At 39.4% G+C, this 21033-nt stretch carries 19 protein-coding genes and 1 pseudogene; 10 read left to right on the forward strand and 10 right to left on the reverse strand.

The genetic code is table 11. The features are described from left to right. Positions 1-25 precede the first annotated feature (25 nt). Complete coding sequence (locus I6E70_RS07770; protein ID WP_197188442.1) at positions 26-517, forward strand: ankyrin repeat domain-containing protein; 492 nt, start codon at positions 26-28, stop codon at positions 515-517. 100 nt (positions 518-617) lie between these two features. Here I6E70_RS07770 and I6E70_RS07775 read toward each other — a convergent pair whose 3' ends face one another. Next, entirely contained in the window at positions 618-2666 is a 2049-nt protein-coding gene (locus I6E70_RS07775) for a TonB-dependent receptor (protein WP_166420392.1), read from the reverse strand. 674 nt (positions 2667-3340) lie between these two features. Between I6E70_RS07775 and I6E70_RS07780 the strand changes: the two genes are divergently transcribed. Next, a complete protein-coding gene (locus tag I6E70_RS07780) occupies positions 3341-4897 on the forward strand; it encodes a PepSY-associated TM helix domain-containing protein (protein WP_197188443.1) in 1557 nt (518 codons plus the stop codon). A gap of 74 nt (positions 4898-4971) precedes the next feature. On the opposite strand, the gene yddG is transcribed toward I6E70_RS07780, so the two are convergent. Continuing rightward, complete coding sequence (gene yddG / locus I6E70_RS07785) at positions 4972-5880, reverse strand: aromatic amino acid DMT transporter YddG (RefSeq protein WP_197188444.1); 909 nt, start codon at positions 5878-5880, stop codon at positions 4972-4974. A gap of 448 nt (positions 5881-6328) precedes the next feature. Here yddG and I6E70_RS07790 point away from each other — a divergent pair, with 448 nt between their 5' ends. From I6E70_RS07790 to I6E70_RS07820, 7 genes are all read left to right on the forward strand, one after another. Then, the gene (locus I6E70_RS07790) at positions 6329-6982 is read left to right on the forward strand and encodes a TetR/AcrR family transcriptional regulator (RefSeq protein ID WP_197188445.1); all 654 of its coding nucleotides are present in this window, start codon (positions 6329-6331) and stop codon (positions 6980-6982) included. A gap of 3 nt (positions 6983-6985) precedes the next feature. Beyond that, positions 6986-7468 carry a putative 4-hydroxy-4-methyl-2-oxoglutarate aldolase gene (locus I6E70_RS07795; protein ID WP_197188446.1) on the forward strand — a complete coding sequence of 161 codons (483 nt, stop codon included), beginning with the start codon at positions 6986-6988 and terminating at the stop codon, positions 7466-7468. 464 nt (positions 7469-7932) lie between these two features. Further along, entirely contained in the window at positions 7933-9135 is a 1203-nt protein-coding gene (locus I6E70_RS07800) for an amidase family protein (protein ID WP_197188447.1), read from the forward strand. Next, a complete protein-coding gene (locus I6E70_RS07805; RefSeq protein ID WP_197188448.1) occupies positions 9132-10733 on the forward strand; it encodes a gamma-glutamyltransferase family protein in 1602 nt (533 codons plus the stop codon). The genes I6E70_RS07800 and I6E70_RS07805 overlap by 4 nt, the downstream gene beginning before the upstream one ends. Continuing rightward, positions 10721-11545, forward strand: a complete 825-nt coding sequence (locus tag I6E70_RS07810; protein ID WP_197188449.1) for a sulfite exporter TauE/SafE family protein — start codon at positions 10721-10723, stop codon at positions 11543-11545. Before I6E70_RS07805 ends, I6E70_RS07810 begins: the two co-directional genes overlap by 13 nt. A gap of 3 nt (positions 11546-11548) precedes the next feature. Next, positions 11549-12778, forward strand: coding sequence for a pyridoxal-phosphate-dependent aminotransferase family protein (locus I6E70_RS07815; protein WP_197188450.1), 1230 nt, complete (start codon positions 11549-11551; stop codon positions 12776-12778). A 14-nt stretch (positions 12779-12792) separates the two neighbouring features. Then, positions 12793-14076, forward strand: coding sequence for an allantoate amidohydrolase (locus tag I6E70_RS07820; RefSeq protein ID WP_197188451.1), 1284 nt, complete (start codon positions 12793-12795; stop codon positions 14074-14076). A gap of 138 nt (positions 14077-14214) precedes the next feature. Here I6E70_RS07820 and I6E70_RS07825 read toward each other — a convergent pair whose 3' ends face one another. The 5 genes from I6E70_RS07825 to I6E70_RS07845 all read right to left on the reverse strand — a co-directional run bounded on the left by I6E70_RS07825 (position 14215) and on the right by I6E70_RS07845 (position 18061). Further along, positions 14215-14517: a hypothetical protein gene (locus I6E70_RS07825; protein WP_197188452.1), complete on the reverse strand. Its 303-nt coding sequence runs from the start codon at positions 14515-14517 to the stop codon at positions 14215-14217. Between the two features lie 44 nt (positions 14518-14561). Continuing rightward, positions 14562-14810: a DUF1272 domain-containing protein gene (locus tag I6E70_RS07830; protein ID WP_197152196.1), complete on the reverse strand. Its 249-nt coding sequence runs from the start codon at positions 14808-14810 to the stop codon at positions 14562-14564. Beyond that, the gene (locus I6E70_RS07835; RefSeq protein ID WP_101216351.1) at positions 14804-15166 is read right to left on the reverse strand and encodes a 2OG-Fe(II) oxygenase; all 363 of its coding nucleotides are present in this window, start codon (positions 15164-15166) and stop codon (positions 14804-14806) included. The genes I6E70_RS07830 and I6E70_RS07835 overlap by 7 nt, the downstream gene beginning before the upstream one ends. Before the next feature lie 236 nt (positions 15167-15402). Continuing rightward, on the reverse strand, positions 15403-16941 hold the full coding sequence (locus I6E70_RS07840) for a glucan biosynthesis protein (RefSeq protein WP_197188453.1): 1539 nt from the start codon (positions 16939-16941) through the stop codon (positions 15403-15405). A 364-nt stretch (positions 16942-17305) separates the two neighbouring features. Continuing rightward, positions 17306-18061 (reverse strand): hypothetical protein, encoded by a 756-nt coding sequence (locus I6E70_RS07845; protein WP_121954196.1) that lies wholly within the window; start codon positions 18059-18061, stop codon positions 17306-17308. Positions 18062-18336: 275 nt separating this feature from the next. On the opposite strand from I6E70_RS07845, the pseudogene I6E70_RS20900 reads away from it, so the two are divergent. Further along, positions 18337-18489: pseudogene (locus I6E70_RS20900) on the forward strand (IS110 family transposase); the annotation flags it as partial. Positions 18490-18551: 62 nt separating this feature from the next. On the opposite strand, the gene I6E70_RS07850 reads toward I6E70_RS20900, so the two are convergent. The 3 genes from I6E70_RS07850 to I6E70_RS07860 all read right to left on the reverse strand — a co-directional run bounded on the left by I6E70_RS07850 (position 18552) and on the right by I6E70_RS07860 (position 20780). Further along, positions 18552-19127, reverse strand: a complete 576-nt coding sequence (locus I6E70_RS07850) for a DUF922 domain-containing Zn-dependent protease (RefSeq protein ID WP_149603516.1) — start codon at positions 19125-19127, stop codon at positions 18552-18554. Between the two features lie 546 nt (positions 19128-19673). After that, positions 19674-19925, reverse strand: coding sequence for a Rho-binding antiterminator (locus tag I6E70_RS07855; protein WP_165735568.1), 252 nt, complete (start codon positions 19923-19925; stop codon positions 19674-19676). A 15-nt stretch (positions 19926-19940) separates the two neighbouring features. Continuing rightward, on the reverse strand, positions 19941-20780 hold the full coding sequence (locus tag I6E70_RS07860; RefSeq protein WP_169044710.1) for a DUF417 family protein: 840 nt from the start codon (positions 20778-20780) through the stop codon (positions 19941-19943). Between the last annotated feature and the right edge of the window lie 253 nt (positions 20781-21033).

Below are 21033 nucleotides of genomic sequence, written 5' to 3' on the forward strand. Positions count from 1 at the left end.
CTCTTTTTTTAAAAAGGTAAACCGTATGCGTAAATTACTTATTATACTTACTTTAGTGATGAGCTTTTCAAGCTTTGGTAATGAACAACAAAGCGCTGTAAATGAGCCAACAACCGCCCAAACTCAATACCAAAGCTTATTTGCTTATTACTTTGCCGCAGCACGTACAAACGACACCGCTGTAATAGAGCAATTTGTAGATGCCGGTATTCCTATCGACAGCTACAACAATAAAGGTTACACCGCATTAATGATTGCCACTTATCATGGCAATAAAAACACGGTAAACACGCTTTTGCACTTAGGCGCTAATGCCTGTTTAGAAGATAACCGAGGTAACACAGCGCTTATGGCGGCTATTTTTAGAGGTGAATTTAGTATAGCTAAAACACTTGTATCACTTGATTGCGATAACGCGCATCAAAACAAAGCAGGTCAAACGGCAGAGCAATTTGCACAAACATTTGGTCAACAAAAAGTTATAGAGTTACTAGCAAAGGTAAATAATGCAAAATAATCTGCACGCAACAAAAAGCCCTAAAATAATAGGGCTACTTTGTTTATTAAAATTTACTGCTTAATTTTAATAGTCATCCTCATTACTTAATTAATTCACGTTAAAAACGATACGTTACTGAAGCACCTAACGTTTGAGGATTCACTACCGCAACATAACCCGTTGGGTAGGGACCACTTGCAGGCTCAACTGACGTAAATGCTTCTTCATCTAATGCATTATTAATAAAAGCACTCACCAACCAATGATCGCTGTTATAGCTTATTGTTGCACGCGTAATTGTATAACCTCCGGCAACACGCTCTTCTGTATTAGTTAAATCGCCATAGTAATCGTCTACATAATTAGCGCTCACATTTAACTTTAAGCTATCAGTAAACCAATGCGATAAACCTAAACTTGCAGTTAGCTCTGGTGCTGAGTTTAATTCGTTACCCACTGCATCTGAATAAGTCGCTGATTCATCTATTTTAGTTTTTAATAAACCTAGCCCTGCATGTAACTGCCATTGCTCACCTAGCATGCTATATGCTTCAAGTTCTAAGCCATAGCTATGCGCATCGTCAATATTAGTGATTTTTCGACTTGAGCTTAAGGCTTGATAACCATTAAAGTTATTGTAAAAAATATTAGCACTAATATTTAAATCACCATTATTTAGTACGCTACGCGAGCCTACTTCATAGGTATTTACTGATTCTTGCTCGTAGTAATAGTATTCTTGTGCAGCAAAATCTAAGGCACCACCACCAGCGTTATAACCACGACGAGCACTTGCCGATAAGGTAGTGTTATTAGTTACTTTATATTGAACAGCTACCGTAGGTAGTTTTATCGTATTAGAATTATCTAATTGCTCAACTAATCTGCTGCCACCAAAAGCCATATCAAAATTACGAAGTTGTTCTTCACGCTCAACTCGCAGCCCCGCTGTTAACGTAAGCTCATTTGTTAACTCAAAGCTTGTTTCGCCATAAATTGCTTTAGAGTCACTACTATCGTCACCAAAATAATTGGTTGCACCAACGCTTTTAAAGTCTTGTTCACGGTCAAAATAAGCAATACCTACAAAGCCCGAATAAAAATCACTATTTAAGCCAAAGTTTAATTTACTATCAATTGTGATATTTTTTTCATCCATAGAAATATCAGACTCCGCACTGGCAAGTGCCTCATATGCTTCAAAGCCCCATTCATAATCCATATATGCGAGTAGTATATCGAACGAAAAGTTATCATTTATTTTATAATCAATATTTACCTGAGTCGTGTCTGACTGGGTATCCATATCACGCTGAAATAAAGGCACATAATCAAACGGTTCATCACCTTCAAAGTACTTACGACCTGTATTACCCTCTTCACTGTAGGTAGAGTAAGTTAGCTGTACAGCTAAATCTGTTGTTGGGGTATACAGTAATTTTGCACGCGTACTACTGGTATTAAGCTTATTTAAGTTTTTATCTGTTGGATTGGTTTCATGTATCGTTGGGTTGCTAAAGGTTTCACCATTTACATATTGAGTAGACAAACGAAATGCTAGTACATCCTCAATTAAAGCCCCCGAAACAACAGCGGCTGTATCAAGGTAACTATCTTGATTTCTATACCCAACGCGTACAGCACCTTCAAAATCTTGTGTTGGTGCTTTGGTTGTCATATAAACTGCACCACCAATGCTATTACGACCATTGCTAGTTGACTGCGGTCCACGGTATACCGCTATTTGATCTATATCCCACAAACCTGTATCACCGGTTAAATCAGCTACAAACGGCTGACTTACACCATCAACAAGCGTTGATACTCTTGCTTTAGAGCCACCACTAAATGAGTTAAAACCTGTTGCACCACCATTACCCGACACACCGCGCATGTCTGGCACGGCTCCAGTAAGTACCACTACATTTGCCATTTCTGCCAAAGCTTCTGAAACAGAACCTAGTTGTCCATTTTCTAATAGTGACTTATCTACCACTGCAACCGATGTAATCGTATCTTTGAGTGACCTTTCGATTTTTTCGCCTGTTACAATAATTGTATCTATTGATTCGCGACTTGTTTCATCAGCAAATGCATTGCTTTGAGCCAATAACAAAGAGCTTGTAATCAGTAGTGAAAGTTTATTAGGCTTAAATGAAGCTACCACAGTTATTTCCTTTTATGGATAGTTGTTTTATTTTTCGAAAAAATAGCACAAACACACACTTGTTGCAATTGAGTTTAGTTATCATTTAGAATAGCAACATCATTAATAAGTGTTTTAATTTATGTTGCAACTTACCCTTTCTCTTATTTTATTTACTGCTACATCCCTGTTTTATCTTAGTAACCGCCACCAACGACTTCTAAGCAAACCCATTAATAAAAGCTGGCGCAAGCTCGCATTTATCCTTTTTGTTATTGCAATACCATTAGCCTTATATGCTTTTTCTAATGCGGCAGCCGTATTTTTTATCATTTTAATGATAATGCTCGCTTTAATAATAATTCCGTTCGTAAGCCTGATTAAACACAAGGAAGTTAAATAATGTCATCTGCACAAAGGCAAAAAATAAAACCAACTTGGCTTGGCAAAAGTTTGGCTGGTTGTTTTTTAGGGCTAGCGCTAGCGTTTATTCTCGTTGCTTTTTTTGCATGGTACGGAGCGGGAGGCATAGATGCGCCTGACAAAGTGCAATTTAATATGTGGATGATACCCATTTTATGGTTAACTATTTTTAGCTTTACCTACCTGTTTAGTTCAGCAAAAAATGCTTGGCTGACGCTTGGGGGTTTAAATATAACGCTATATAGTTTATTTATAATTTTAAGGAATTGGCTATGAGAGTAAGAGCCGATATTTTGCGTACCTACCAAGGTGTGCATACATGGACAGGAATAATTGCAGGTTTAGTACTTTTTATAGGTTTTTATGCTGGTAGTTTAACCATGTTTAAACACGAATTAGCACAGTGGGCAAACCCCGCCAGTGCACCAGTGACTAAACCACACACTAACAATCACCAAACATTAGTTGACCAAGCAATAGTTAAGTACCCTGAGCAAATGGGTAATGGTTTTTCTCTCGATTTATTAACAAATCAAGCGCCATTATCTTGGTATAGCCAAGGTAAAGAGCGCGGAATGAAACTTGATAATCAATTACAGGTACTCTATCTAAACCAGCAAAATGATCTTGTAATACAGCAACAAAGTGAGAATAAACTTGCAGATTTAATAGATTACTTACATCGAACCGCAGGGTTTGCAGGCGAAATTGGGCACGACCAATCGGGTGTATATATACTCGGTATAGCATCTGCGCTGTACTTTTTAGCATTGGTGTCTGGCGTAATTATTTTACTACCTACGCTTGTAAAAACCTTTTTTGCGATTCGAAAAGAAAAAGGCGCCAGTCGCTTTTGGCTCGATAGTCATAATTTAGTTGGGATCGCCAGCTTGCCTTTTCATTTAATTATAGCGTTTACTGTGGTGGTATTTGCATTTCATGATCTGGTTTATGATGGTCTATCAGCATTTTATGACGATAAATCCTTTTTTCAACGACCTGCCCCAGCAGCACATAATTATCATATTGCAAACTTACCAAGCATAAATAAGCAGCTCCTAGCGGCAAAAAACTACGCCCCAGGTTATGAGCCAATTCACATTACATTTAGTCGTTTAAATACAAACAGTCCGACAGCAACATTAAAAATGAGTAATAGCAGCGCTGTCGTTCGCGGACCTGATACCGACTACTTATTCTTACACCCCTATACATTAGAAGTACTTAACTCAAGCTATCCGCAAGGAGATGATGGTGTTTGGGGTAATATAGTAGGAAGTTTCTTTTCACTTCACTTTGGTACTTATGGAGGTGAATGGGGACGTTGGGGGTATTTTGTTATGGGACTACTTGGCGCATTCTTATTTTACTCTGGTAACTTATTATGGCTAGACAAGCGCTTTAAACAAGATGCCAACAAACGAAGTACACGATTTATGGCAAATTTAACAATTGGTGTTTGCTTAGGGTCAATGATTGCAGTGGTTGCCACTTTATTACAAGCTAAATGGACTAACCAATATATGGGTAACGCAAATTACAGTTATCTCTATAGTTACTATTTGGTATTTTTTGCCTTTGTTGCTTATACCTTTTTTAAAGGAAATCACCACGCTAGCTATTGGGGCTTAATGGGTATTGCATTTTTATCTGCTGGTATGGGAGTTTCAACACTTATACAGGCTTTATTAGCTGATGATTTTTTAAAATATTATCAAAGCGGTTTTGTTGATATTAGCGCTGCAGTATTTGCATTAATATTTTATTATTGTGCAAAAAAAGTTAGAAATAAATCAGTAAGCTATGCAGTTATACCTGCAAAATTATAAAGAAAAACTTAATGAGGCGTATTGCACGCCTCATTAAAGGTATAAATTTAGATTTAAAATATAAATAACGTAGATTAGTTTACTGTGCGTTTAGGCTTTTCTCGCGTTACAAAGTAGCAAATTAGCGAGCCCACTGTTACCAGTACAACCCCTTGCCAAAACGAAGCACTCAGCGTAATAGATAAATACAACGCCGAAATAATACTAGAAAATACCGGTGTAAAGTACGAAAGCGTACCCAAAAGCATTAAGTTACCGCCAATAATAGCTTGATTCCACAGTGCATAACCGCTCCCCACGACTACACCAGCTAATAATAACGTCATGCTTGAGCCCAGTGAAAACGTTAATGGCGCTTCATTACTAAAACCATATTGCGCCCACAAACTCATTGCCGTAACAGTAAAAAATAACGTAATGGCATTTTTACCATTACTCAGCTTTTGGGTAACTACGCAATAAATAGCCCATATAAACGCTGCAGCTAATGCCATTAGGTAAGTAGCAGGATTATCAGCAAAGTTAGTAACAAGGGTATCGAGTGACATTTCTTGATCGCCCGTAATACACCAAGCAACCCCTAAAAAAGCAATAATCATGCTTGGGTAAACCCAGTAACTTACTTTTTTACGACCAATAATAATAGAGAGCAGTATTGTTAGCGTGGGCCATAAATAATTAATAACCGCCATTTCCATTGCCTGATGACGACTATTTGCCATACCAATAGAAAGCGCCAAGCAAATTTCGTACGATACAAATAATAAAGTACCTACTACCAAGTAGCGTTTCGAAAAACCACTAAACTTGGGCACTCCCATAACCAAAATTAAAAATATCGCACTGACAGAATACATAGCCGCAGCACCACCAATGGGGCTAAACAACTCAGAAATATCCCGTAGTAATGCAACTAAGCAACTCCACAGTAATATTGCAGCGACTCCATATAGTGTATATTTATTTTTGTTTATAAAATCCATTTGCCAATCCAAAAGTACTACTCGTAAATTTGAAACTAAACTAACAGTAATTATTTAATTAAACAATAAGGGTCTGTTGATCTTTCAAGGTTAAATTTGCAGCAGTCTGTTTGGTATTTAGGCAAGGCAGAGCCTATATAGTGTGGTTATTCCCCATAAATGGGCGATAACGTAGCATTAATGCCAAACAGGCGCTGCCCAAAGGGTTCTTCCTAGGGGCTACTTACTCTTTGTTGCTCGGTTTTTACTTAGCCCACTAGGTTACAAATCTCGCGCCGCGATTAAATAGCCCCTAGTTTGAACAAATTTTAATCCGCAAAGATCAACAGACCCTAAAGTTAATAGCTTAAACCTCTCGCCTGTTTTTAACATTCACCCTTTTTTAGTAATTGACCTTTTGGTCAGTAAAGCTACAATCAATCAATACGTTAAACACGCAAACTCTATAATGACCACACAAATAAAACCAAATAAAAAAGAAATTACACGCGAGAAAAACCAAAAACTAATTTTAGATGCCGCCGAGCAATTGTTTTCGCAATTAGGTTACGACGGAGCAAGTATGAGCATGGTTGCTAAAGAAGCACAGGTGCCAAAAGCCAATATTTTGTATTACTTTAAAAGTAAAGATGGTCTGTACGAGTCTGTGATCGACCGCATAATAGCTAATTGGAACTTGGGCCTCGATAACGTCACAATTAACGACGATCCAGCTACCGTGCTTTATAACTATATTAAAAGCAAAGTAATACTCGCCGTAAATCAGCCAATGCAATCTCGCTTATTTGCCAGTGAAATACTGCGCGGTGCACCTTATTTACAAAACTACTTTAGAACCAATACCCGCCCTTGGGTTAAACAAAAGGTTGATGTACTTCAAGCATGGATGGACGCAAATAGAATGGATAAGGTTGATCCCTACCATTTGCTCTTTACTATTTGGTCTACCACGCAATATTACGCCGACTTTCAGGCTGAGGTTTTACTCGTAATGAACAAATTAGAGTACGACGAAACCGATGTGGCACAGATTACGCAATCAATTGCCCACATAATTTTAAAAGGTATTGGTCTTAAAATACCTGAGCAAAGTGAGACTTAACCCATGACCCCCTTTACTACACCCGATTTATTTGACGATCATCGCGATAAAGTACAAGTAGCAGACAGCGGCCTTTATCACTTTGGTAAAAAAACCACGTTTTATGGCAAAGTAGTTACCGTTACCTGCCCAGAAGACAACTCTTTTGCTGCCGATATATTGCATGAAAATGGTGAAGGTAAAGTATTGGTTATAAACGGGTTTGCGAGCAAACGCTTTGCGTTTATAGGCGATATTATGGCTGAACGTGCCTTAAGTAATGGCTGGGAAGGCGTAATAATAAATGGCTGTTGCCGAGATATAGAAATACTTGCCACGATGAACTTACCTGTAATGGCGCTAGGCTCTACACCGCGTAGTACCTTAAAGCGCGGCTTTGGTGATAAAAACCAAGTTATTACCATGCTTAGCACCACCATAGAACCTAACGATTGGGTTTACGCCGATATTAACGGTTTAATCATCAGTAAAACGCCCCTTATTTAGCACTCAAAACCATATAAACAAAGGCCAACTTGGTGCACCTACGCACCAAATTGGTTTGTTTTAGCTCATTTTAATCTCACTATTTTTATAGCCCATATTTACAACTCTCATACAATCCACCAAAACCTGACCAGTTGGACAGGTTTTTAATTTATGGCATTCCTCTTGCTTAGTCTAAGCACTATAAAATCAAAACTACCGATTAAAAAGCACAGCTTTAGCAATTGCATTAAATTAGTGATCTATTATAACGCGAAGAAAATAGCGCAATAACAAGGCAAAAATTATGACATATAGTTGTTCTCTATGAATAATTTTTAACGAAGTAAATGCGCTATTTAATCCAATAGAATGATCATTTTTTTAATAAAATTGGTATTAAAATAATAATAACCAGCCCGCTTTTTAATCACTCTTAACTTAATAAGTAAGTACTTGGTCAGTTTTATAATAATGAGCTGCAAATGAGTGATAAAAAAAACAACAAAAGTATATTTTGCAATCACGGTCCTACCCTGTGGCAAACAAACCACTCTGGTCTACTTGCAAACAATCGCTTAGCCGTAAAAGATGTATTTGCAGTAAAAGGCGAGCGTAATAGTGCTGGCAATCCACATTGGTTTAAAACAGCTAAACCGGCTCAAAATACGGCAAGCTCGGTTAATAAGCTCATGACCGCTGGTTGTAACTTTATAGGCTTTACCCACACAGACGAACTGGCTTATAGCTTAGAGGGTAATAATATACATTATGGCGCTGCGCAAAATCCTAAATTAAAAGGACATACTTGCGGTGGTTCGAGTATGGGGTCTGCTGCATCCGTTGCTGCAAACTTAGCTGATATTGGCTTAGGCACCGACACTGGCGGCTCAATTAGAATACCCGCCAGCTATTGTGGTTTATATGGCATAAGGCCAAGCCATAACGTGATTGAAAAAGACGGCCTAATACCGTTGGCTCCCCCTTTTGATACCATAGGTTGGCTTACCCAAAGCGCTGAGCTATTAAGCGATGTAGGTAATGTACTGCTACCAAATCAAGCTATTAATAACGTTGATACCTTAGTTATTTGTGAGCCGTTATTTGAACTCGTTGACCCTGTTTTACAAGTCCCACTTAAACAATTGCTTGAAAAAACCAAGCCTAATTTTAAGCACCATAAAGAATTTGAACTACCTAACAGCAACTTATTAAATGAACTTGCTGATAGTTTTAGAGTACTGCAAGGGCGAGCAATCGCAAAAACGCATAAAGATTGGCTTCAATTGCCGGGGCAACTTCCCCAGTTTGCTCCAGCAATTGCGGCACGTTTTGATATGGCGCTTGCCCTAACTGATCAAGAAGAACAAGAAGCACTAAAAGTGCAAACCCAATGGCAAACACTAATAGCTAAAAACCTAAATACAAACAGCTGTTTATTTTTGCCAACCACACCTACAACCGCACCTAAATTAGGCGCCGACACAAGCGCCTTACGCATGCAAATTATTACGCTTTCGGCAATTGCAGGGCTTAGTGGCTCAGCGCAAGTGCATTTACCGCTGGCTGATTTAGCAAATGATCATCCGTATGGTTTTTCATTAATGATGACCCACGGTAACGATAAAAGCCTACTTGCTTGCGTTAAGCACCTAGCTGCACACTTTAAACAAGGCACAACGGCATGACCACACACAATATTGCATTTACCGCGTCTCATTTTTCGGCAACAGAGGCGGGTATAAATATACTAAAACAAGGCGGTACAGCTACCGAGGCTATGGTAGCGGCTGCCGCTGCGATTAGCGTTGTGTATCCACACATGAACTCAATTGGTGGCGACAGCTTTTGGCTTATCGATAACCCAAACCAAAAAACGCCCACAGCTATTGACGCCTGCGGCCGCGCAGCAACTAATACAACGCCCTATAACTCGCTCACGCAAATACCAGAGCGTGGCGGATTAAGTGCACTGACTCAAACGGGCACAATACGCGGCTGGCAAAAAGCGCTTGAACTAGATGAGCACGCAGCACTACCACTGTCACAAATTTTAGCACCCGCTATTGAGCTTGCGCGCGAGGGCTTTACCGTTACAAAAAGCTTGCAAGCAGGCTGCGAAAAGCTAGCCACTGCTAACAATACCAATGACGCGTTTAAAAACCTCTACATACCCAATGGCAAGCCCTTACAAGCAGGTCAACATTTTAAAAACCCTAAACTTGCAGCAACGTTTGAATACCTAGCAAAACATGGTTTAAACGCATTTTATGAAGGCGCACTTGCCAACTCATTTGCCGCCGACTTAGCAAAAGCAGGCAGCTCAATTACCGCAGGTGACATTGCAAATACTAAAGCCGAGGTAGTTACTGCGCTAAATGCAAACCTCAGTGGTATTGATTGCTACAACTTACCCGCGCCAACACAGGGCGTGCATTCACTACAAATAATTGGTGCCGTAAATAAGTTAAAGCATTTAGCTAAAACCGATGCCGACTGGACGCACTTAATTGTTGAGGCAACTAAGCAAAGCTTTACCCATCGCCCTACCCTTTGGGCTGACCCTGATGTGTTAGGGGATGATTATAAAAACGCACTAACCGATGATCGCTTAAGCGAACTTGCTAATAATATTGATATGAGTAAAGCCAAAAAATGGCCATTTAACGCAGAGCCTGGCGATACGGTGTGGATGGCAGCCAGAGATAAAAACGGGCAATTAGTAAGCTTTATTCAAAGTATTTACTGGGAATTTGGCAGCGGAATATTAATGAGTGAAGGCGGCTTTGTGTGGAATAACCGAGGTTTAAGCTTTAGTTTAAACAATGAAGATATTGATGCGAGTAACAATATTAACGCCCTTGCGCCAAATAAAAAGCCGGCTCATACACTTAACCCAGCAATGGCAAAGTTTAGCGATGGTCGTCGACTTGCTTACGGAACAATGGGCGGTGAAGGGCAACCACAAACCCAAGCCGCTGTTTTTGCAGGCTACGCATGGCGAAATAAATCAATAAAACAAGCAATTAGCGACCCTCGTTGGTTACTTGGACGTACATGGGGCGATACAAGTACAAATTTAAAAATTGAAAAAGAGTTAGTTTTTCATATAGAACATGAATTAAATCAACGTGACCACGATTGGGTAAGCGTTGATAATAATAACGAAATGATGGGGCACGCTGGGGCTATTTTAGATACACCTACAAGCCTTGAAGCTGCAACAGATCCTCGTTCAGATGGACGTGCAACAGTAACTACAGCAGGAACACAATGTCAGAAATAATAAACCAATGGCCAATAGTTGCGGCCTTAATTGCAACCGGTATTTTTGCCGGAATTTTAGCAGGACTTTTTGGTGTAGGCGGCGGTATTGTTATCGTACCTGTGCTGTATTTTTTACTGCAAGGTTTTGGCGTAAGCCCAGAGTCGGCAATGATGATAGCCACCGCCACATCACTTGCAACCATAGTACCTACTTCGCTTTCATCTATTCGCTCGCATCATAGCAAAGGAAATATTGACCTTCCGCTAATAAAATACTGGGCACCGTTTATATTAGTTATGGCGGTAGTCGGTAGTATTATTGCTCATACCGTTCGCGGTAACGCATTAGTGCTCATGTTTGCCTGCATTGCTATTTTAGTCAGTTTAAACATGTTATTTAGAGCCGGCGCACCTGCGCTTGTAAAACAACTGCCAGGTAAATTTGGTCAAGGCGTTATGGCAAGTATTGTAGGTGGTTTGTCGGTAATGATTGGCATAGGCGGCGGTACTATTGGCGTACCTATGCTAAACGCATTTAATGTACGCGCCCATGTTGCAGTAGGAACTGCGGCCGTTTTTGGTTTATTGATTGCGCTACCAGGTGTTATTACCTTATTAAGTATTGGCACAACGCCAACCGATGCTCCCCTAGGTACGTGGGGGTTAGTTAACCTCCCTGCCTTTTTTCTTATTATTCCGCTGACTATTTTATTTGCGCCTATTGGCGTAAAAATTGGTAGCAAGCTGGATCAAAAACAACTAAAACGCGCCTTTGCCGTTGTATTAATGATAACCGGCATACGCATGCTTATTCAAACTCTGGGAGCCTAAAATATGTTTAATAACACGCAAGTTCAAACCTTAAACCCACCACAGCGTTTATTAATGGGACCAGGCCCAATTAATGCCGACCCTCGTGTTTTACGTGCTATGTCGGCGCAGCTTATAGGCCAATACGACCCAGTAATGACCGGTTTTATGAACGAAACCATGGCGCGTTACCGCGAAATTTTTAAAACTAAAAACGAATGGACCATGCTAATAGATGGCACATCGCGCGCGGGTATTGAAGCCGTATTATGCTCAATTTTACGCCCAGGCGATAAAGTACTAGTGCCAATTATGGGGCGCTTTGGCCACCTACTTGCTGAAATAGCAGAACGCGTTGGCGCAAAGGTGCACACAATAGAAGTACCGTGGGGCGAAGTGTTTACGCCAGAACAGATCGAAAAAGCCATTGTTGATGTAAAACCCCATGTACTTGCTATGGTACAAGGCGATACATCCACCACCATGAACCAACCTCTTGAGCATATTGGCGATATTTGCCAAAAGCACGATGTACTATTTTATTGTGATGCTACCGCATCTATTGTGGGTAACGAACTTCCTGCCGATGAATGGAAACTCGATGCACTTTCGGTTGGCCTACAAAAATGTTTAGGCGGTCCTTCTGGGTCAGCGCCATTAACACTAAGCGATAAATGCGCCGATTGGATCCAAAAACGCAAAAAGGTAGAGGCAGGTATTCGCACGGCCCATCATACCGATGGCACAGAACCCTTTGTGCGCTCTAACTATTTTGATTTAGGTATGATCATGAATTACTGGGGGGAAGAGCGCCTAAATCATCATACCGAAGCCACCAGCATGCTGTACTGCGCCTCAGAATGCGCCCGCATAGTAATTGAAGAAGGCGTAGATAACTGCGTAGCGCGCCACAAATTACATGGCGATGCCATGCTAACAGGCATTCAAGCGCTCGGCTTAAATGTATTTGGCGATTTAACACATAAAATGAACAACGTACTGGGTGTGTATATACCCGAGGGCATTAATGCCGATCACGTGCGCGGACAAATGCTAACCGATTTTGGAATAGAAATTGGCACTTCGTTTGGGCCACTGCATGGCAAAATTTGGCGTATTGGCACCATGGGTTACAACGCACGCAAAGATGCTGTATTACAAACACTTGCAAGCTTAGACGCTTGCTTACATGCCAACGGTTACAAAGGCCCTAAAGGCGAAGCCGCCATTGCAGCCCTTGCTCACTATAAATAAAAAAAGGATTTAGCATGACGATTGTAAGCTCACAACACAGCCCTTTATTAAACAAAGAACTTGCTGATGAATACGCAACACGCGCTTTATCTCGCTGTAAAACCCTCAGCGCACTATCGCAAATGAAAGGTGGCATTCACCGCGTGTACTTATCAAAAGAGCACAAAGAGTGTAACGCCGTTACTGCATCGTGGATGGTTGAGGCAGGCATGCAATCGTGGCAAGACGAAGTGGGCAACCTTTGGGGGCGGCTTAAATCATCAAACCCACATGCTAAACGTTTAATTATAGGGTCGCACCTCGACACAGTACCAAACGCAGGTGCGTTTGATGGTATTTTAGGTGTACTACTGGGGATAGAAATTGCATCGCTTGCACATAAGTTAAAGCTCGACCTGCCCTTTCATTTAGATGTAGTGGGCTTTTGCGATGAAGAAGGCACTCGCTTTGCCACAACTTTAATTGGCTCAAAAGCCCTCGCTAACGAATTTGACCCACAGTGGCTAAACATTGAAGACACAAACGGCATAAATATGCGCCAAGCCATGCTCGACTTTGGCCTAAACCCTAACGACTACGCAAAGGCCGCACTAAACAAAAATGAGTTACTAGCTTACTGGGAAACTCATATAGAGCAAGGTCCAGTACTCGAGTCGGTTAATCAGGCGTTAGGCGTTGTAACGGCCATTGCAGGGGCAAAACGCGCCATGCTTACCCTAACAGGCCAAAGCGGTCATGCAGGCACTACGCCTATGAATTTACGTCAGGATTCGTTAGCAGGCTGCGCCGAATTAGTAACCGAAATTGAAAAACTAGCAAGCAATGCTAAAAATGGCGAAGTTGCCACCGTAGGGCAAATACAATCTCGCCCAGGGGCTACAAACGTGATTGCAGGCAAAACAACCATAAGCCTAGACGCACGCGCACAAAGCGACACCGATCTCGCTAACTTACTAAGCGCCATACAAAGCAGCGCACAATCTATAGCAAACAAACGCAATTTAACGCTTGATTGGCAATGGACGCATGCCGCCGATGCCGTAGCGTGCGACACTACTATTCAGCATTTGTTTTCAAGCGCATGTAAACTCAACAACCAAGCATCGCCTTCACTTGCCTCAGGCGCTGGGCACGATGCAATGGCAGTCGCTCCTATTTGCCCCGTTGGCATGTTGTTTATACGCAGCCCAGGCGGTATAAGCCATCACCCAGCAGAAGCGGTTATCGACAGCGATGTAAGAAAAGCACTCAGTGTAATGTACAGCGCGCTTTTACTTTATGTGAAAGAGTATGAGTGATTTTAAGGTAATCGAGTAAACCAAGTATATTAACTTGGTATGCTTAGGGGCTTAAACCTCCTCAAAGTCATTTGGAGGTTATTACTGAAGGCAGGTAAATGCAGGAAAACACAGGAATATTCGTTATTTAAAGTAGCTTTATCGGACTGCCCTTTGCTCTTTTAGGCTAAGGCGTTTATGTGAGCTATATACATGTTGAATGTTTGTACCATTGACCAGATATGCATCCATTTCAACGGTAATTAAACCCGATAATGGCTTGATTTCTAGAACACCCAACTCACCTAAATTTGCAGATAGTAAAGTATTATTCCTAAAAGCGAACAAAGTTTTGTCAGTATCTCGTAAGTCACCATTCACATATAATTTAGCACCACTAAACCAAGCGTTAATTATTTTAACTTTGATTGACTTAACAGTAAATTCAAAGGATTTTCTCATCAGATCTCCATACCCAGAAAATGTAATTATTATACTTTATGTTTTTATGTGTTTGGCGCACAACCACTTTCGTTTAATACCCGCTTAGTCGATGCTGGGTAATTTTTTAGTGCAGCCAAAGGGCGAATTGGCCGCTGAACCAAATTACCTGAGCAGTTTGGGCACACGTTATTTAACACCGTTTGAGCACAGCCAGAACAAAATGTGCATTCAAATGAACAAATAAAAGCCTCACTGGACTGTGCAGGTAGATTCTTATCACAACATTCACAATTAGGTCTTAAATCTAGCATTTAGAGCTCCCTTTTATCCACCCTATGCTGAGTAAATATCTATTACCTTTTATAACTTTTGATACCTGATGCTCACTTACATCAGGGCGGAATAGCTTAACCCGCTTTGTTTCAAATATCGGATCACTGCAAATAAACTCACCACCCAAATCTGCTTTTTTAAGCACTATATTCAATCGATAGTGTTTACCAGATTCAACTTTGTCTGTGTGTGGTGCTATTTCACTTCCTTGTGGGAATTTAAGCAAATATGTATCAAATTTAATTGGCCACGTAGCACCACAAATCAACATTTTATCGTAGCCTGATTTTTGTCGGCCTCGCTCCCAACAAAATAATTTACTCAAAAAAAACATACAATCCCTCGAAACAGCTAACAAGCTGCAGGTTAACTCGTTATTTTATTTTTCTTGATAAACAAACCATAGCCGAGTTCATATTTTGATTCAATCGTTTACTGTATTTTACGTGGGATATAAAAGGGAGTTTTAATGGTGTTTTGATTGGCGTTTTAAAAGGCATTATGGTGGCTATAATTACCTAGCAAATCAAAATATAGCCACCCGTTTTACTTTAATGCTTATTTAAAGACTTATTTAATCGTTACCTTTGCATCACTTACCCATGTCTCAGTTATAGCTTCATCATTTTTATCAACTAAATACGCGCGTATGTTCACCGGATTATTGTTAGCTTGTTTGTAGTCAAATGCTAATCGCCATTGGTTTGTACCAACTACCGGATAAACCCCAATAGGCTCTAGTATTTCACCATTGCTGGCTTCAACAATCGGCTTTATACCACTTTTGTTATCTAAGCCTTTAAACACTGGGCCTTCAAAATCAATCACCATCTTGTTAACACCTTCAGGGATTGGCTGGCCGGGAATCCCGCCTAAGCCTTGTCGAGTATTTACAACGCTTGCAAGCGTTTTTGATTTTGGATCGAGTGGACGCCACTCAATATCATAAGAAAAGGTAAACTCGTCGCCTTTGCGCGCCTCTTTTTCGGGCACCCAGTAGGCAACAATGTTGTCAAACGTTTCATCTTTTGTAGGAATTTCGATTAACTGAACTGCACCTTTCCCCCAATCGTCAGTGGGTTTTATCCACGCTGATGAACGCTTATTATAAAATACGCCATCGTCTTGGTAGTTATTAAAGTCACGATCTCTTTGGATTAAGCCAAACCCTTTTGGGTTCTCATCAATAAAACTATTGGTCGACACCGACTGAGGATTATTTAATGGGCGCCAAACGTATTGACCCGATCCTGTGTGAATCGCCAGGCCATCGCTGTCGTGAATTTCTGGGCGCCAATCTTTAGCTTCTGTTTTATCTTTTTGTGAGTACCAATACATACTGGTTAACGGTGCTACGCCTAAGCGTTCAACGTCGGCGCGCATATACAAATTAGCCGTTACAGAGGTAATATGGCCTTTGGCTTCTTTGTTATCTTTGCTTAAACCAAATCGATAAGCACCAGTGATAGAAGGCCCTTCAAGCAATGCCCAAACAGACACACTTTCACCTTTTTTCTCTGCAGGACCAATCCAAAATGCAGAAAAGCGCGGAAACTCTTCTGGCTGATTCATACCCGTATTAATCGCGATACCTCGAGCAGACAGTCCATATTGCCCCTCTGGCCCATCAGTACGAAAATAAGACGCGCCTAAAAAAGATATCCAATCTGGTTTCATATCTGGGCGCATTATTCTAAAGCCTGCAAATCCAAACCCTTCTGGGAGATCGTGAGCTGGGCTGTCATCAGGCATATCAAAAACATCATTACTAAAAGGTACATTTTGAACCTGATTTTTATCGTCTCTGATGTAAATACTTACTGGCTCAGGAAAATATCGCCCAGGGTAAAATAATTGTACAGGTGCCTTTTTTCCACTTGGGTATAAGGTTTCATCTTCTTTAAAGCGTATTTTCCAATGTTCGTCATACGTAATTTTATCGATTAACTCCGGCGCTGGCACCTTGGTTGCCGTATAGGGCTTTTCGGCTGAGGCTTTTGCCAGCGCTTTTAAGTCTTCGAATGAAAACTCCGTTTTATATACTGCTTCTGTCGCGTAAGACGACATCGAAGTGCTAAAAATAATTGCGATAAATAACTTTAATTTCATAAAAAGAATGTCCAATAAATTGAGTCAAATGAAAATGGGAACGCTGCACGAACGTATGTTTAACTTAAAGTTCTGTATGGATATTACGTGACGTAATATGAACTAGCGTTTACTAAAATATTGTTATTTGACTACAGGACCTCCCATAGTTATTTTTTTTAGGTATTGGTTTTAAGGGAAATTGCGCGCGTTTGATGATATCGCTGAAGTGAAAATAAGTGGGATAGCGCAATTTATTATTAGATCGCTGGTATTCAAATTGATAAAGGTTGTATTTAGGTGGTGGAAAACGAAGAGGCTCACCCCTTTTAAAACTTGCAATTAATGGCTGAATTTTACTAGTCGTCCACATCAGGATGTGTTGTTATACGGTTTTTACACTAGGCTCTGTGTGCTCTTTTATTAAATAAGCATACGCTAGTAGATAACTTACTAAATGCCGATATATATCATGATAACGAGGTAACAAATCCCCATCAACTATTGGTAGCTCAATGATATAAACTTTCCCATCAAATATAAATTGTTGAATAAATTTTTCGTGCTCAAGTCGATCATTATTGATACCAGATTGTTTAATAACTTTATTAATAAATGCTTTAGAATCTAATATACAACCTTGCTCATGTACAATTGCATGCCTTAGTTTTTCTACTAATAGAACTGCAATTTTTAGGTGAATATTACACTTATTACTTTTCTCGTTTTCATTTAACAAAGGGTAATTATTACTGAAATATGTTAACGTTGTTTTTAAGTCCCTTGGCGCTGTTTTAGTAGTTAACATTTCATATGAACGCTTAACATAACTTTCGAATTTTTCAAATGCATTCGACAACAGCCAACAGTACTGATTATTTTTTTGTTTAAGAGTTAAACTTTTTAAGTCAGAAAGACTCGTTTTACGAAACGCATATTTTTCTACTTCACCTGAAAAGGGATTATCAAATCCAAAAGCATAACTGCCTACGACAGAATTAGGTGATTTACTCTTTTCAAATTCATCGAGAATATCGAACTCTCGTTTAAATGCAGCATTCGCTACTTGCTGAATTAAATTGATATCTGCTAAGTCTTTTAAAAGATTATTGTAAGATCGTTCTATAGACGCATGATTCATAAGTTTCAGACCGTATAACGAGCCTGTAAATTAACTCGTTTTTTTATTTGTTTTTATTGATAAACAAACCATAGCTGAGTTCCTATTTTGGTTCAATCTTTTACTGTATTTTACGTGGAATATAAAAAGAGTTAGCTGTTGTTTTAATTGGCATTTTGGGAGGTATTACTGGAAATTTAGTATGGTTGTCTTTTTTACTCTTTCTAGAATGGGCTGGATTACCTGTGCGTTATTTATTTTAGGCTAAAGCACCGTTAATTGACCACGATAGTTGGCAGCAAGAAACCATAGGAAAGCCTCATAATACCATCATCAGTTCATTGGCATTTAAGTGGATACGAATACTATTTAGGTGCTGGAAAACACACACGCCTTACGACGAATCAACTTACTTAACAGCATTAAAAAGTAAGGGATCACCACTATTAAAATTTGCGGTGAAAAGTGAGCTTTGGTGCTTGCTGTCCACCTCTGGGCGTGCTGTTATGTTTTATGGGAATACGGCCCCATTTTTCATTCCATGATTAGTATTTTTATCATACTTTTTTTCAAGCACTACGTATTTATCAATAATCTTTTTACCAAGACTATTGGCTTTACTTTTTAAACTAGAGCAATTTTTTGCTGCTAAAACTGACAGACGATTTTCAATCTCTTTAGCTGCATTAATACCAAAGTCTTTATGGCCATTTTCGTGAGCAATTAGTGCATTGTAATAATGTGCCCAACGCTTTTTTAGGTTTACCTCTGCACTATTACTATTCTCCCACTTGGGAAGAGTGAAATTAACTTTGACAGTACTTTTAACACTCGTCATAGAGCACAGACCATTACTTTCATTCCAGTTAAAGCGCCAATTAACAAACCAAGAAGTATAAGCATCGTAGGTGTTTCCCGATTGCTTAATAGAGCTTTTAGTATTCATTTCATTTCTTAGCTCATTAGCCGTTGAACCATGTATTGAGTAATACTCAGTATTTATATTTACCTTAGGCGTAGCAAAGGCACTACTTGATACTAAGCAAAACAATATTGAGGTTTTGCTTAGTAATATGAGCTTTTTCATGAAACCTACTCCTTGGTCAGATTTAAAACTAATCTGCTTATTAGACACCACTTTGGGGGGTTATAACACCCCAGAACGGCGTATATTACATTATTTAATAATTCCACTAAATAACTTTAATGTAAACAAGTGATTAGGCATGTAATAAAAAGGTCTTTGTTATTTTTCACCAAAACGATTTTTAATGATGTTATCGGACAAAATTAAAACAGCTGTTTATTTAAACAGCTGGCTCTGTAAGTTAGCTTTATTTATGTAGCTACCTTTTACGACCATAATTAACAAACGTACGGATACTAAGCGCTAGTTAAGGCTTATTGAGGCTTACTTATACTGGTTTAGCATTGTTATACGCTTTAATAGTTGGCGTTTAGCCTTGTTCGGTGAAAAACTCGAGTTAAGAACAAAAGAAAGTTGTAGGAAAATTTTGGCTTTATGTATTTAGCGCGTAATTAGCTAAAGCATTGGTGAGATAAGCGAGCCTTAACATATTAATGATACAGACTCGCTAGAGATATTTATGATAAAAACGAATGAGTGAGGTGTTTACTTTACATCAAATTTCACGTGGTCAAAGTATGGATTTTTCTCACGCGCTTTAAGTACGCTGATTGTAGTAAGCACAATGAGTTGCAGCTCGCTATTTACGTTAACAACTATGCATTCGTCTCTATTAGAATTGCGTTTTGTGTCAGTTGCTACGCCACATACACCATCACCATTTTTTAATATAAGCTCAATGCTTAAATGGTGCATACAGGCAATTTCGATGTAGTCGTATTGGTTGCAACTGATCATAACGTCCTCTTTATATTATTTAGTCGGTTTAAAAATCATTAAAAAAGCAATAACAACAAGGTTGGCTATATACCAAAGATCTTTAATTACAAACTGCCCTAAGCGTTCCAGTAAAGTGGAAGAGCTAAATGCACCGGTTGCAGTAATTAAGAATGTTTGGGTCATCATAAATACGCTTAAACACGCTAAGCCACTTACAATAATTAGCTTTTTATTATTTAAAAATAGCCCTAAGCCCAATAACACAGCAAATAATACATCAAACCCGCCAATCACGTTAGACGCGCCTTGTACGCTAAATACCGTGTATAACCACGACATAAACGGTGAGGTTTCTACTAAACTTACAATGCCTTTTGCTTCAAACTCATAAAACTTCATGCCGCCAATCCACAATAAAACCATGGCAACCGGTATAAAGTTTAAAAGTACGTGTTGTTTGTCGGTAAGTTTGTCTTTATAAAATAAAAACAAATACAAAGGCACTACAGCAAAGTATTTAATTATACCCTGCCCACTACCAATGATTGGAAAGCCGCCAAGTTGAGCCATCCAACGGTTACTGGCAAACAAGGTAAGTAATGCAACTAAACTTATAATTGCTGCAAGTAAAAGTGCTGGTGTAGGTTTCATTAATTTAAGGCGAGCGAGCACGGTGGCAAACGCTAAGGCAATCATAAATGAGCCACTAATCAAACCTAATGCAGATACAGACATTAGCGAATCAACGCCATAAAAACTAAACGTAGCCGTTAACGTATTAGGGTTTGCTCCTAACGCAAACGATAAGCCAAGTAACAAAAAGCTACTCGCTAATAAAAAAGTAATCACGTTGTTGGTTAATTTTAAGTTCATTGTATTTCCAAGTATTCGTTAAGACTTACAAAGACCTTGCTAGTCGATAAAACAATTCAAGCTAACTCTTAAAAATATAAGAGTTGATTAAGCACAACGTAAGCTCTCATCGGGTAATGTAATCAATCACTTTAGTTTATGATTTATTACCTCTTTATTAATAAAATTAAATAAGTCTAATATTCATATGATGTGCGTCATTTTTTTTATTATAAAATGAAGTAGAATAACGTCGCCTTTTCAATACACAGAA

Source organism: Pseudoalteromonas sp. NGC95 (assembly GCF_015864705.1).
Lineage (GTDB): Bacteria > Pseudomonadota > Gammaproteobacteria > Enterobacterales > Alteromonadaceae > Pseudoalteromonas > Pseudoalteromonas arctica.